The 14,163-nt window shown below is 67.3% G+C and carries 11 protein-coding genes and 1 pseudogene; 6 read left to right on the plus strand and 6 right to left on the minus strand.

All coding sequences use genetic code 11. The features are described from left to right. Window positions 1–239: 239 nt before the first annotated feature. From AC3WRR_RS08680 to AC3WRR_RS08695, 4 genes are all read right to left on the minus strand, one after another. Window positions 240–704 (minus strand): ferritin-like domain-containing protein, encoded by a 465-nt coding sequence (locus AC3WRR_RS08680; protein ID WP_010810582.1) that lies wholly within the window; start codon window positions 702–704, stop codon window positions 240–242. A gap of 67 nt (window positions 705–771) precedes the next feature. Beyond that, window positions 772–1,203, minus strand: coding sequence for a universal stress protein (locus tag AC3WRR_RS08685; protein ID WP_010810581.1), 432 nt, complete (start codon window positions 1,201–1,203; stop codon window positions 772–774). 132 nt (window positions 1,204–1,335) lie between these two features. Then, entirely contained in the window at window positions 1,336–2,319 is a 984-nt protein-coding gene (locus AC3WRR_RS08690; protein ID WP_010810580.1) for a Bug family tripartite tricarboxylate transporter substrate binding protein, read from the minus strand. A gap of 148 nt (window positions 2,320–2,467) precedes the next feature. After that, window positions 2,468–3,733: an alpha/beta hydrolase gene (locus tag AC3WRR_RS08695; RefSeq protein ID WP_492296691.1), complete on the minus strand. Its 1,266-nt coding sequence runs from the start codon at window positions 3,731–3,733 to the stop codon at window positions 2,468–2,470. Between the two features lie 291 nt (window positions 3,734–4,024). On the opposite strand from AC3WRR_RS08695, the gene AC3WRR_RS08700 reads away from it, so the two are divergent. Further along, entirely contained in the window at window positions 4,025–5,206 is a 1,182-nt protein-coding gene (locus AC3WRR_RS08700) for an efflux RND transporter periplasmic adaptor subunit (protein ID WP_011615528.1), read from the plus strand. Between the two features lies 1 nt (window position 5,207). After that, window positions 5,208–8,324 (plus strand): efflux RND transporter permease subunit, encoded by a 3,117-nt coding sequence (locus AC3WRR_RS08705; RefSeq protein WP_492296693.1) that lies wholly within the window; start codon window positions 5,208–5,210, stop codon window positions 8,322–8,324. A 31-nt stretch (window positions 8,325–8,355) separates the two neighbouring features. Here AC3WRR_RS08705 and AC3WRR_RS08710 read toward each other — a convergent pair whose 3' ends face one another. Beyond that, window positions 8,356–8,640 carry a hypothetical protein gene (locus AC3WRR_RS08710; RefSeq protein WP_011615530.1) on the minus strand — a complete coding sequence of 95 codons (285 nt, stop codon included), beginning with the start codon at window positions 8,638–8,640 and terminating at the stop codon, window positions 8,356–8,358. A 301-nt stretch (window positions 8,641–8,941) separates the two neighbouring features. On the opposite strand from AC3WRR_RS08710, the gene AC3WRR_RS08715 reads away from it, so the two are divergent. Both AC3WRR_RS08715 and AC3WRR_RS08720 read left to right on the plus strand, forming a co-directional pair. Next, the gene (locus AC3WRR_RS08715; protein WP_010810575.1) at window positions 8,942–9,625 is read left to right on the plus strand and encodes a heavy metal response regulator transcription factor; all 684 of its coding nucleotides are present in this window, start codon (window positions 8,942–8,944) and stop codon (window positions 9,623–9,625) included. Beyond that, on the plus strand, window positions 9,622–11,040 hold the full coding sequence (locus AC3WRR_RS08720; RefSeq protein WP_010810574.1) for a heavy metal sensor histidine kinase: 1,419 nt from the start codon (window positions 9,622–9,624) through the stop codon (window positions 11,038–11,040). The genes AC3WRR_RS08715 and AC3WRR_RS08720 overlap by 4 nt, the downstream gene beginning before the upstream one ends. An 18-nt stretch (window positions 11,041–11,058) precedes the next feature. On the opposite strand, the gene AC3WRR_RS08725 is transcribed toward AC3WRR_RS08720, so the two are convergent. Then, window positions 11,059–11,976, minus strand: a complete 918-nt coding sequence (locus tag AC3WRR_RS08725; RefSeq protein WP_492296695.1) for a LysR family transcriptional regulator — start codon at window positions 11,974–11,976, stop codon at window positions 11,059–11,061. Window positions 11,977–12,220: 244 nt separating this feature from the next. Here AC3WRR_RS08725 and AC3WRR_RS08730 point away from each other — a divergent pair, with 244 nt between their 5' ends. Both AC3WRR_RS08730 and AC3WRR_RS08735 read left to right on the plus strand, forming a co-directional pair. Beyond that, complete coding sequence (locus AC3WRR_RS08730; protein WP_492296697.1) at window positions 12,221–13,984, plus strand: ABC transporter ATP-binding protein/permease; 1,764 nt, start codon at window positions 12,221–12,223, stop codon at window positions 13,982–13,984. 44 nt (window positions 13,985–14,028) lie between these two features. Continuing rightward, window positions 14,029–14,136, plus strand: a pseudogene (locus tag AC3WRR_RS08735) (magnesium transporter CorA); the annotation flags it as partial. Window positions 14,137–14,163 lie beyond the last annotated feature (27 nt).

Here is a 14,163-nt window from a genome sequence, read left to right on the forward strand (position 1 = left end):
AGAACCAGTTGCTGCCGGCACGGAACGCGTCAGCTGACGCCTATAACGGAGCGCTCGCCGCCGCGGCGACATTGGCGCTGGCAACCAGCTCGGTTGGCGCGGCGCGCGATGGGGGTGGATGGCCGGTGCGGTGACGCGGCCTGTGCCCTGCTCCCGGCGTCGGGGACGAAAGCAATGGGGGCGAAACCTTGTGGCACGCGCGCTTTTGCACGCACGAGAAGGCAGCGGGCCGGCCCAGATCAGCCCTGCCGCGGCTGCACCGTCGCCGCAAGGCCGGGCTTGCGCAGCATTTTCTCGACCTCTCCCGCATGCAGTTCCTCCAGCTGGATCAACTGCCGCGCATACTCCTCCAGCGCGACTGAGCGCCCCTCGACCAGGCTTAGCAGCTCACGGTACAGGTCCAGGGCCTCCATCTCGGTCGCGAGCGATTCACGCAGGATCGCGCCGATATCGGTCGTGTGGGTGTCCAGCAGCTCGCCGATGCCAAGCGAGGGATAGGCGCCGAGGGTCGTGATCCATTCGCCGGCCTGGTGCGCGTGCAGCAGCGACTCATTCGCCTGCTCACGCAGCCACGACACGATGGGAATGCGGCCGAAGCCGAATATCAGGAACGAATAGTGCGTGTAGCGCACAACCCCGGCGAGCTCGGCTTCGAGTATTCGATCCAGCACACCGACGACTTTCTCCTGTTCCATTTCCGTCATGGCAGGTTCCCCCCGTGAGGTGGATTCGACAGTACGCCAGCACCCGCGGCGGCACGCCGCGCAGTGTCTAGCGGTAGACGAGGACAGGAACCCGGCAGTGGGTAAGAACCTTCTGGGTTTCACTGCCGACCAGCAGCCCCTCCAGGCCCCTGCGGCCGTGCGACGCCATGAAGATCACGTCACACCCGTGCCTCGCGGCCGCATCGATGATGCCCTTGTAGGGTACCGAAGTCGTCATATCCGTTTCGCATGTGACTCCCGCAGCCCTGGCCGCAGCAACAACCGCTTCCAGCCTGGCGCTTGCATGTGCGGCCTCTTGCTCTTCGAAGGCCTTGCGCCTGGGATGGCCGGCATCGCCTGACGCCACGTAGGGATACTCTTCCATGCACGTATAGGCCGTCAGCCTGGCGCCGCCGGCTTTGACAAAACCAATGGCCGCATCCATTGCCATTTTTGACAGTTCCGAGCCATCGGTGGCCAGCAAGATGTGCTTGAACACGATTCTTCTCCTTGGGCGATTGATCCCGGCGGGCAGCGACAGCCCGCCAGTCAAGTTCAGTATGGACAAGAATCCGCCTCTCGCCACCCACGCCGATGCACCCGCGCACACGCCGACGCTGCCGCGGCGCCCTCACCCATCGATCTTGAAGCCGATATCCTTGATGAACTGCCCCCAGCGCGCATGATCGGTCCGGATCTGCGCGGCGAAGGCCTCAGGCGTGACCGCCTGCGGCGGCAGCACGCCAACGCCTGCCAGCCGCTTCTGGTAGGCCGGGTCGGCCAGCACCTTGCGCACCGCAGCAGAGACCGCATCGACCGTGGCCTTGGGCATGGCCTTGGGGCCGAACAGCGCGAAATAGCCGCTGAGCTGCTCCATCTCAGGAAAGCCCTGCTCACGGAAGGTAGGCGCCCCGGGCGCCAGATCAGAGCGTTCCGGGATGGTGGTGGCCAGCGCCTTGGTCTTGCCGGCCTGGTATAGCGGCACGCCGGTGGTCAGGCCGTCGATCATCAGCGGCACCACGCCGCCCACGAGGTCCTGCGTGGCCGGCGCCGAGCCCTTGTACAGCACCGGTTCAAGGTTGGTGCCTGCCAGCCGGTTGAACAGCAGCGGACCGAAGTGCGACGAGGTGCCCGGACCGTACGAGGCCGAGTGGATCGGCTTGGTCGGATTCGCCTTGGAATAGGCGATCAGTTCCTTCAGCGTGGAGTACGGCGCATCCTTGTTGGCCGCCAGCAGCACCGGGGCGCGGCCAAGTTCCGCCAGCGCGGTGAGGTCGGTCAACGGGTCGTAAGGAACGCGGTTGATATGCGCGCCCGAGGTGGCCGAGGAACCCAGCGTCACCAGCAGCGTCTGCCCGTCATTCCTGGCGCGGATCACGTCCTGCGTGGCGGGAATGGTGGCCCCGCCGGGCTTGTTCTCCACCACCACCGACTGCCCGGTCACGCGCGTCAGGTAGTCGGCAAACAAGCGTGCCACCACGTCGGTGCCGCCACCAGGCGGATAGGCCACGACCAGCCGGATGGCGCGCGCCGGCCACTGCTGCGCGATGGCGTGCGGCGCGACGCCGGCGGTCGCCGCGATGGCCGCGGCGCTCAGGAACTTTCGACGATCCATGTATGAAGTCTCCGCGTTATCGTTGTTTGCCGCGATGGCGGCGGGTACTTCATGTTAGAGGCTGATGCGCCGTGGGACAGGCCCGGGTTTTCCTCCATGCGGCGGAGCCGGGCACGGACTGCCGGTGGCTTGCCTGCCTTGCATTCGCCTACATCGCCTGCGGGCTGCTGCCGTTGTCGTCCCGCGTCATGCGCTGCGTTTCTGGCGCACGGTCGCCGGCACGCAAGTCCGCGCCGGCGAAAACCCCAGCGATCACCTCGCCTTGCCAGGAGAAATAGGGATTGAACGTCAGCCGCGCATGCACCTTGCCGGCTTCGCGATAGCCCCAGTCCGAATACCACACGGCCTCGCCACGCTCGCAAGCCCGCGTCGCCAACTCATCCTGCCCGTTCCAGCAGATGCGCAGGCGGCCCTGTTCCCCGTACAGCGGATTCGCCGGCGAGAACAGCAAACCCATATGGGAGAACTGGCTGATCCGCAATTGCGGCAGCGTATCGCCACGCACCAGCACGCGGCCGCTGTCCGCCGTGGTTTCCGGCCTCTGGCCATACCAGATCAGGCGGCTTGCGGGATGCGTAAACCTGTCCTGGAACACGGTCAGCAAATAGCGGGTATCGAGCACCGAATCGTGCTGCGCCACCGCCATGAAGACCGGCTTGTCGTAGGCCCCCTGCTCCAGCCGCAGGCGCGCCGCGCGACTGCTGCGGTAGAACTGGGCGAAGCCGTTGGTTGGCACCGTCATGTAGCGCACGGCGTTCTGCATCGGCCGGCGCCCGTCCGGCTCCAGCAGCCATGGGCGGATCCAGCCAATCAGCGGGGTCAGCCAGTCGTAGCGGCTGTTGGACTGGAATGCCGGTGAAAACAGCACCAGCCCCGCCACGTCCGGGTGAGCGTAGGCGTATTCAAGTGCCAGGTTGGCGCCAGTGGAGAAGCCTCCCAGGTAGACCTGCCCGACATCGCGGCGCAGCACCTCGGCCTGCTCCCGCACCACGCGCTGCCAGTCTTCCAGCGTCACGTCCAGCAGGTCCTCCGGCCGGATGCCATGACCGGGCAGCAGCACGGTCCTGACCAGGAAGCCCTGCGCGGCGAGCTGCCGGGCGAGGTCATGGAACGACCACGGCGAATCGCCAAGGCCGTGGATCAGCAGGATGCCCTTCTCCGGCTTCGTTCCGGCACGGGACAGCGCCGGCAGCCATTCGCCGGGGCCGTTCCACGCGAGTTCGGCTGCCTTGTCGGCAAGCTGGAAGTGGCGCCGCGCCTGCAGCTGGCTGAGGGTTTCGCTACGGTAATCGCTGAAGCTCGCGCGCGCGGGCAGCGGGCCGCCGCTGCCGATGCCGGCGCACGCTGCCACGGTCAGTGCCATGGCACCCAGCACGGCCCTGGCTGCGTTCAGCTTGTTGCGGTTGGATCTCAACCTGTCCTCCACATCGTCTGCCCTCACTGGCAGCGTCGCTGCCGTGCGCCGGATTCCGGGCATGATGGCCCGGCCCTGCCAATCGATAAACCGCGTAGCTTAGCTGCCCGCAGCCAACGGCGTGCTGACAGGCAACTGGCAAAGCTGTCAGCAAGCACGCCGCGACTACCGCATGCGCGCGCGCCGCGGCCTTCCTGACAGCCCTGACAGGCTGGAGTCACCGTTCCAACCGCCTCCGTTGGCTATAAACCAGCATGCCAATGACTTGTGGATCCGGCGGGTCCGACTGCCATGCCTGCGTTCTCCCTCACCTCCTATCTGCTCGCGGCGCTCGGGCCTTATGCGCGACGGTTGTGGTTTGCAGCCGCGGCGCTCTGCGTGCTCGCGCTCGGCACGCTCGGCCTGGTCCGGCGCAGCCAGTCCGATGCGCCCCCACCGCCGCCACCGCCTGTTCCTGTGCGCGTGGCGCGCGTGGAGGCACGCGACGTCGCCCGCCAGGCGGAAAGCGTCGGCACCGTCCGGCCCTTGCGCGACGTGGTGGTGCGCACGCAGATCGACGGCCAGCTGATGCGCCTGCATGTGCGCGAAGGCCAGCAGGTGGCCCGCGGCGAGCTGCTCGCCTCGCTCGATGACCGGCCGATCCAGGCCGCACTGGGTCAGGCCCGCGCCACGCTGGCGATGAACCTGGCGCAGCTGCGCGCGGCCGAGCTCGACCTTGGGCGCTACCGCACGCTGATCGCCGCCGATGCCATCCCGCGCCAGACGCTGGACCAGCAGCTCGCCACCGTCGAGCAGCTGCGCGCCACCGTGCAGGGCAACCGCGCCGCTATCGTCGCCGAGGAAGTGCGCCTGTCATACACCCGCATCCGCTCGCCCATCGCCGGGCGCATCGGCTTGCGCAACGTCGATGAAGGCAACCTGGTGCGGGTCGGCGACGCCGACGGGATCTTCACCGTCACGCAGCTGTCGCCCATCACCGTGGAATTCACCATGCCGCAGTCGGCGCTGCCGGTGCTGCAACACCTGAGCGCCGGCGGCGCGAACGCGGCCGTGCACGCGCATGCACGCGACGGCGGCGCGCCGCTGGCGCAGGGGCGCCTGCTGGTGATCGACAGCCGCGTGGGCACCGGCAATGGCGCGGTCCGGGTCAAGGCCGAGTTCGACAACCGCGCCGGCGAGCTGTGGCCGGGCCAGTTTGTCGCGGTGCGGCTGCACACCGGGCTGCTGCGCGATGCGCTGGTGGCCCGGCCCGCGGTGCTGCGCTACGGCGAACAGGACCAGCCTTATGTGTTCCGCGTCAGGCCGGACAACACCGTGGAGATCGTGCCCGTCAGCGTGCGCTACCAGGACCGCCAGCAGGTCGTGCTGGAGGGCGTCGCCGCCGGTGACCAGCTGGTGTCGGACGGCCAGTCCCGGCTGCGCGCCGGCAGCCGCGTCTCCGTGCCGATCGCAACCCCGGCCCCGAGAGCCTGAAGTGAAATCATCCTCTTCGCTATATGGCTGGTGCATCGATCACCCGATCGGCACCGCCTTGCTGGCTGCCGCCCTGGTGCTGCTGGGTGCGGCCGCATATTTCCGGCTGCCGGTGGCACCGCTGCCCGAAGCCGAAGTGCCAACCATCCAGGTCAACGCCCTGCTGCCCGGCGCCAGCCCGGACACCATTGCCTCGTCGGTTGCCACACCGCTCGAAGTGCAGTTCAGCGCAATCCCCGGCATTGCCGAGATGACTTCGACCAGTGCGCTGGGCTCGGTCACCATCGTGCTGCAGTTCACGCTGGAGACCCGGCTCGACAGCGCCGTGCAAGAGGTACAGGCGGCCATCAACCGCGCCACCAGCCGGCTGCCGCCGGACATGCCGGCAATGCCGACCTGGCGCAAGGTCAATCCCGCGGACAGTCCGGTGGCGATCCTTGGCATCACCTCTGACACGCTGCCGCTGACCGAAGTCAGCGACTACGCCGAGCGCGTGCTGGTGCGCCAGCTCGGGCAGCTGCCGGGCGTGGGGCTGGTCAACGCCACCGGCCTGCGCCGCCCCGCGATCCGTGTGCAGGCCTCGCCGGCGGCGCTGGCCGGCGTGGGCCTGACGCTGGCCGACGTCCGCGGCGCAATCCGCGCGGCCAGCCGCAACGCGCCCAAGGGCGCGCTGTACGGCGAGGCGCGCGTCAGCACGCTGGAGACCAATGGGCAGTTGCTGGAACCGGACGACTATCGCGAGCTTGTCGTGGCCTGGCGCAACGGCGGCCCGGTATTCCTGAAAGACGTCGCGCGGGTTGCGGCCGGGCCTGAAGACGCCTACGTCAATGGCTTTCCGAATGGCCGGCCGGGCGTGGCGCTCGCCGTCATGCGCCAGCCCGGCGCCAACATCGTGCAGACCTTCGATCGCATCAACGAAGCGCTGCCGTCCCTGCGGCGTGCCTTGCCCGCCGATGTCCGCGTGGAGATCCTGAACGACCGTACCCGCACCATCCGCGCCTCGCTGCACGAGGTCGAGCTGACCCTGCTGATCGCTGTGATGCTGGTGATCGGCGTGATGGCGCTGTTCCTGCGCGAGTGGTCGGCCACGCTGATCGTGACGGCGGTGCTGGGCGTGTCGCTGGCGGCCACCTGCGCGGCGATGTACCTGATGGGGTTCAGCCTGAACAATCTCACGCTGGTGGCGGTGGTGGTGGCGGTCGGCTTTATCGTCGACGACGCCATCGTGGTGGTGGAGAACATCCACCGCTACCGCGAATCCGGACTCGGCCTGCGCGAGGCCGCGCGCCGCGGCGTGGCCGAGGTCGGGCCCACGGTAGTGTCGATCGGCCTGTCGCTGGTGGCGGTGTTTATCCCGTTGCTGTTCATGTCCGGGGTCGTGGGCCGCCTCTTCCGCGAATTCGCGCTGACCTCGGCGATGGCGATACTGATCTCGGTGGTGGTGTCGCTGACGCTGGCGCCCGCGCTGGCGGGCATCGCCATGCGCAAGGCGCATCACGATACGGGCGCGCGCCAGGCGGACCTGTCCACGTGGCTGGGGCAGCGCTACGCAGCCGGGCTGCGCTGGTGCCTGCGGCGCCAGGCGCGCGTGCTGGCGGTGTTCGGCCTGACGGTATGCGCCAGCGTGGCAGGCTTCGTGCTGATCCCCAAGGGCTTCTTCCCGCTGCAGGACACCGCATTCGTGCTGGGCACCTCGCAGGCGGCGGCGGATATCCCCCATGCGGACATGGTCGCCAAGCATCGCGCCCTCGCCGACATCATCGCGGCCGACCCGGCCGTGCTGACGGTCACCCATTCGGTCGGCATGACCGGCGGCAGCCAGACCCTGGCCAACGGCCGCTTCTGGATCGTGCTCAACGACCGTTCCGACCGCGACGTCTCGGCCAGCGGCCTGATCGACCGCCTGCGGCCCAGGCTGGCCGCGGTGCCGGGCATCCGGCTCTACCTGCGCGCAGCACAGGACATCAACATCGGCGCCGGGCAGCCGCGGGCCCAGTACCAGTACGTTCTCAAGGGCAACGAAACCGCCGAGCTCTATGCGTGGTCGCAGCGGCTCACCAGCGCGCTGCAAGGCGAGCCGCTCTACCGCGACCTGTCCAGCGACCTGCAGCTCGGCGCCAATGTCATCCGCATGCGCATCGACCGCGCGGCGGCAGCGCGGCTGGGTCTCACCTCAGCCGATATCGACGAGGCCCTCTACAACGCCTTCGGGCAGCGCCAGATCAACGAGTTCCAGACCGACACCAACCAGTACCAGGTGGTGCTTGAAGTCGACGACGACGGGCGCGGGCATATCGAGACGCTGCAGTCGTTCCGCCTGCGATCCCCGCTGTCGGGCGAGATGGTGCCGCTCGCCGCGGTGGCGAGCATCGCGCCGCCGGGCGCCGGGCCGGTCTCGATCCTGCACCACGGCATGCTCCCTGCGGTCAACCTGTCTTTCAACCTCGCGCCGGGCGCACCGCTGGGCGATGCGGTGGCACGGCTGGAGCAGGTACGGCAGCGCATCGGCATGCCGGCCGCCATCCAGGGCACGTTCCTGGGTTCGGCCCAGGCGTTCCAGGAGGCCCTGGCCGGGCAGCCCTGGCTGATCCTGGCGGCGCTGCTGGCGGTCTACATCATCCTTGGCGTGCTCTACGAAAGCCTGGCGCATCCGCTGACGATCCTGTCCACGCTGCCGTCGGCGGCCATTGGCGCGCTCGCGCTGCTGTGGCTGGGCGGGTTCGACTTTTCCATCATGGCGCTGATCGGCGTGATCCTGCTGATCGGCATCGTCAAGAAGAACGGCATCCTGCTGATCGATTTTGCGCTGGCGGCGCAGCGCACCCGCGGCATCAGCGCCGGCCAGGCGATCTACGAGGCGGCGCTCACACGCTTGCGCCCGATCATGATGACCACGCTGGCCGCATTGCTGGGCGCGGTGCCGCTGATGCTGGGCTTCGGCACCGGCGCGGAACTGCGCCAGCCGCTGGGCGTGGCCGTGGTAGGCGGCCTGCTGCTCAGCCAGGCGCTGACGCTCTTCACCACGCCAGTGGTCTACCTCGCGCTGGACCGGCTGTCCCGCTATCGCCGGCCCCTGGCGGCGGTGCCGGGCGCTGCCACGCCTAATGGCAGGCCGTGATGGCTGCATGGGTGTTGGTGGGCTGCGGGGCTCAGCCGTTCGCGTCAGCGGGCCGTGGCTCGCTGCGCGCGCCGTCCGTGTACGTGTCGCGCGGTTCACGCACCCGGGCGCCGTCGCTGTACACATCGAAGCGGCCCTTGGCTGTCGCCGCGCTGGCCGCGCCATCGGTATACGGGTCAACGGCCCGCGGTGCAGCCTTGGCCGACAACGAAATGCTTGCGCCGACCATCATCAGCAAGGTCGGGATCAGGGCGCGCAGCAGCGCGGAACGGTGGCCTGTGCTGTCGTGGTGGTGGGATCGCTTGGGTGAGGTCATGGAAGGACTCCTGTGCAAGTGGGAAAACCGGCCCGGCCGGGCACGCATGGAGTCTAGGGAGCGCAGCCGACGCCACCCTGACGCAACGCTGACAATTGCGTCAGGCTGGAGCGGCGGCGCGTCTTCAAACAGTCTTTTCCACCAGTGTGAACAAAAGCGGCACGTGCTCCTGTCATGCTTGCGGAGCGCGCGCCGCAAGGCCTGGCTGCACAGCTTCGGTGCGGCACCGGGAAACTGACAGGATTGACAGGTTGGAGCCGCACACATCTTCTATATTGTTTAGATTCCGAGGACTGGACCAATGAAACTCCTGCTGGTCGAAGATGAGATCAAGACGGTCGATTACCTGCGCCGCGGCCTGTCCGAGAATGGCTACGTAGTCGATACCGCGCACAACGGCGTGGACGGCCTGCACCTGGCCTGTACCGAGCCCTACGACGCGATCGTGCTCGACGTGATGCTGCCCGCGCTGGATGGCGTCTCGGTGCTGAAGTCCCTGCGCCGCGAGCAGCAGACCCCGGTGCTGATGCTGACCGCGCGCGACGACCTGGATGACCGCCTCAATGCCTTCGATGCCGGCGCCGACGACTACCTGTCCAAGCCCTTCTCTTTTCTGGAGCTGCTGGCGCGGCTCAACGTGCTGACGCGGCGTGGCCGGCAGACTGAGCCGTCGCAGCTGACCGTGGGCGATCTGCGCATCGACCTGCTGTCGCGGCGCGCCACGCGCGGCACGCGGCGCCTGGAACTGAGCGCACGCGAATTCACGCTGTTGTCGGTGCTGGCCAGGCGGCAGGCGCAGATCGTGTCCAAGACCGCGATCACGGAACTGGTCTGGGACATCTCGTTCGACTGCAACACCAACGTGGTCGAAGTTGCGGTCAAGCGTTTGCGCGCCAAGCTGGACTGGCCCGGCGAAGCCAAGCTGCTGCATACCATCCGCGGCATGGGTTACGTGCTGGAGCACCGCGACGGATTGAGCGCATGAACCGGCAACGCTCGATCGCGGCGCGGCTGGCCGCCATGTTCGGGCTGGCGGCAGCCCTGGTCTTCACCGTCACCGGCATGGTGCTGTACCGCGTGCAGTGCGTGGAACTGGAAAAGCGCCAGCTCGGAGAGATCCGCGCCCGCTTCGACCTGGCCGGCACCAAGGCCGCGGGCCTGGGCACCGAAAAGCAATGGGAGCACTTTGCCGCCATGCTGCGCACCCTGACGCCGGCCGATCACAGCGTGCGCTACTTTGTCGAAAGTACCGACCCCCGCTTCGACTACGGCGAGCCCTTCCCGCGCGAGGCCGACACCAGCCCGCGCGCACCCGACGTGTGGGCGGTGGAGTTCGGCGACCACCGCTTCCTGATGCTGAAGCGCCGCATCCCGGCGCTGAATGATCGCCCCGAGGTGGCGCTCGCGGTCGCGGTGGACCAGGCGGCATTCTTCGAGACCAGCCGCACGCTTGGCATCGCCCTGGTGGTGTCGTCGGTGCTCGGCGTGATCGCGGTGAGCCTGCTTGGCTGGCGCATTGCCAAGTCCGGCCTGGCGCCGATCGAGCGCCTGTCGCAACATGCCGGCGCGCTCGACCCCAAGCAGCTGGAGCACCTGCCCGACGCCGACCTGCCCGCCGAGCTGGGCGGCCTGGTGCATGCCTTCAACGGCGCGCTCGACAAGCTCGAGCACGCCTACCAGCAGCTATCCGCCTTCAATGCCGACGTCGCGCACGAACTGCGCACGCCGCTGGGCAATGTCATCGGCCAGACCCAGGTGGCGCTGTCGCGCCCGCGCAGCACCGAACAGCTTGAAGAGATCCTGCAGTCCAACCTGGAAGACCTGGAGCGCCTGAGCCGCATCGTGATCGACATGCTGTTCGTGGCGCAGTCCGACCGCGGGGCGCTGGCGCGCGACCTGGTCGAGGTCTCGGTCGCCCAGGAAGTCCGGCGCAGCGCGGACTTCCTCGACATGCTGTTCGAGGAAGCCGGCGCCACGCTGCACGTGACCGGCGATGCACGCGTGCGCGTCAACGTCTCGCTGCTGCAGCGCGCGCTGACCAACCTGATGAGCAACGCCCTGCAGCACGGCCGGCCCGGGCGGCCGGTGACGGTCACGATCGCGCAATCGGCGGACACGCTGACCATCGCCGTGCGCAATGAATCCGATCGCCTGCACACGATCCGGCCCGAGCGGCTGTTCGATCGCTTCTACCGCGCCGACGCCGCGCGCAGCGACAGCCGGCAGAACCACGGACTGGGGCTGGCCATCGTCAAGGCAATCGCCACCATGCACGGCGGCAGCGTGTTCGCGCAGGTGCAGGCGGACGCGATCCGGATCGGCATGACACTGCCGGTCAGCGAGCCGGCGCAAGCCGCACCCGCGCCGGCACGGCCGCTGCCGCGCCCCGCGGCGGCCTGATTGCGCCGTGTTGATGCCTCAGGCCGCGCCCCGGAGCGGCCCGAACCGCTCCACGTACAACCCCGCCACCCAATCGACAAACACCCGCACCCGCGGTGCCAGCTGCCGGTGGAACGGATACAGCGCCGACACCGGCAAGTCCGGGCAGGGCCAGGCCTCAAGCACCGGCACCAGCCGTCCCGCGCGCAGGTGCTCTTCCACGCGGAAGCGCGGCACCTGGATCAGGCCGCAGCCGGCCAGCGCCGCGCTGGTATAGCACTCGGCATCGCTTACCGAGATCCAGCCGCGCGCCTTGAACTCCTGCACCTCGCCATCGACGGTCAGCGTGAAGGGATAACGGCGGTCATGGTTGCGCGAGAAGAATCCCACGCCGATGTGCTGTGCCAGCTCCGACGGGTGTTCCGGTTTGCCATGCGCGGCCAGGTATGCGGGGCTGGCGCACAGCACCTCCGGCATTTCCGCCAGCCGCCGGGCCACCAGCGAGGAATCGCGCGGCTGGCCGGCACGCACCACGCAATCGATACCCTCCCCGACCAGGTCGACCAGCCGGTCGCCGCTGCTGACGATCAGGTCGATATGCGGATAGCGCTCCCGGAACTCGCCGATGCGCGGCAGGATGATCATGGTGGCGTGGGTGCCATGCAGGTCCAGCCGCAGCGTGCCGCGCGGGTTGGCCACCTGCGTGCTGAGCGAGGTCTCGGCGTCTTCCAGGTCCTGCAGCAAGCGCTTGCTGCGCTCATAGAACGCCTGCCCGTCCAGCGTGGGGCGCACCTGGCGCGTGGTGCGCTCCAGCAGGCGCGCGCCGACGCGGGCCTCAAGTTCCTTGATGGCGTGCGTGGCGGTGGCGCGTGGCATGTCCAGCGCGCTGGCGGCGCCGGTGAAGGAGCCCAGTTCCACGATCCGGGTAAAGAGTTGCAGCGCGTCGAAGCGGTCCATGCGGAGGGGCTGTCATAGCGGAAAGGTCACTTCCGGATTGGAATCAGGTTCCGGGCGCGCGTCAAGCCAGATCCCCGCTCGCCTGTCCGGGGTCGGGTCCTTGACTGCGGGCAGGGACCACGAATCAGCCAGGCATCGATGCTGCTAGCCTATATTTCATTAATAGTCTTCTGCCGTTCTCCCACGTGTCCCGTGCCGGGCCATGTGGCGAGTATGCAATCCGGTTAGTGCTGGGAGATGGGATATGAGCGCCGTTCCTGAGTCGCGGGTCACCGGCACCACTTCGGCCCCAGGGAAACGTCCCGTCACTTCCACCCGGCATGTGTGGACCCGATACTGGGCCATTGCAAAACTTTACTGGTTCTCGCGGGAAAAATGGAAAGCCTCCGGCTTGCTGGTCCTGCTGATCCTGCTGCTGTTGGGCCAGACCCAGACCGAGGTACTGATCGTCCAGCAAACCGGTGAATTCACCTCGGCCCTGGCAGCGCAAGACGCGGATCGTTTCTGGGCCTCGATCAGGAAGTGTCTCTATATCCTGATGGTTGCAGTCCCCATCTACGCGGTCTATTACTACCTGAGGAACAAGCTGAGCCTGCTCTGGAGACGCTGGCTGACGCATCACTATCTGGACGGGTATTTCAAGGGCCGGGTCTACTACAAGCTCAATTCAGATGCCGCGATCGACAATCCGGACCAGCGCATCGCCGAGGACATCAATACCTTCACGCGGCAATCCCTGTTCTTCCTTTCAATCGGTATCGGCGCGCTGCTGCAGCTCATCGCCTTCAGCGCCGTCCTGTGGTCGATCTCAAGAGAGCTGGTCTACTTTCTTGTCATTTATGCCATCGCCGGTACATTTGTCTCCATCTTCTTCTTCGGCCGCGTCCTGATCGGCCTGAACTTCTTCCAGCTAAGGCGGGAGGCGGATTTCCGCTTCAGCCTGATCCGGGTGCGTGAGAACGCCGAGTCCATCGCTTTCTATCGCGGCGAGGCGCTGGAGTCATCCCATGTGAGAGGCCGTTTTGGCAAGGCCTTCCAGAATTTCGACCGGCTCATCAAGTGGCAGCTGAGCCTGAACATGTTCCAGTATGCCTATGGCTTCCTGACCATCCTGCTGCCCAGCGCCATCGTCGCTTCACGCGTGCTTTCCGGCGAGCTTGAAGTCGGCAGCGCCATCCAGGCGGCCGGCGCGTTCGCCGCCATCCTGAACGCGCTGACCGTGATCGTCGACAACTTTGAAGACCTGAGCCGCTTCGTGGCGGGGCTGGATCGACTGGACACATTCTCCATCTCGCTGACCGGGACGGCAGCAGCCTCCGTGAAGCCGGCCACCACGATCGAGTCCATCCATGACTCCCGCCTGGCGCTGGAACATGTGACCTTGCGCACGCCGAATCAGGAGCGAACGCTGGTCACCGACCTGACGCTGTCGGTCAACCCGGGAGAGGGCCTTCTTATCGTCGGCGCCAGCGGCGGCGGCAAAAGTTCGCTGATGCGCGCGATCGCCGGATTGTGGAACAACGGCACGGGATGCATCGTGCGGCCAATGCCGCAGGAAATGCTGTTCCTGCCGCAGCATCCTTACATGGTGGTCGGCAGCCTGCGCAGCCAGTTGCTATACCCGAACCACATCGGCCAGCGGATCCCTGACGAGGAGCTTCTGAAGCTGCTGGAAGCGGTCAACCTGAAGGACATCGCTGGCCGCTTTGGCGGCCTGGACACGGAAGTGGACTGGGGCAAAGTCCTGTCCCTTGGCGAGCAGCAGCGGCTGACCATCGCCCGCGTACTGCTGTCAAAGCCGCGCTATGTCATGCTGGACGAAGCGACCAGTGCCCTGGATATCAGCAATGAGGAAGCCATGTACCAGTTGCTGGCCGACATGCAGTCGACGCTTGTCAGCGTCAGCCACCGGCCCACGCTGCTGAAGTTCCACCACCAGGTGCTGGAACTGCCCGGGAACGGAAAGTGGTGGCTGCATCCGACCAGGGACTATCGCTTTGGCTGGTAGGCATCCGGCCCGCCCCCAACCATCATCGTGCAGTGCTAACGTCGAACGTCGCCCAAATCGAGGACCAGTTGCTGTCGCAGCGCCTGCAAGGCAACCGCGCCGACCTGGGTTCGATGCGGCGCGGGCCGGTGCGGCTGCAACGGGCCCGCGCCGCGCATTCGCCTGGCGGCGCCTGGCCC

This window comes from Cupriavidus sp. FW305-3-2-15-C-LB2, assembly GCF_058787575.1.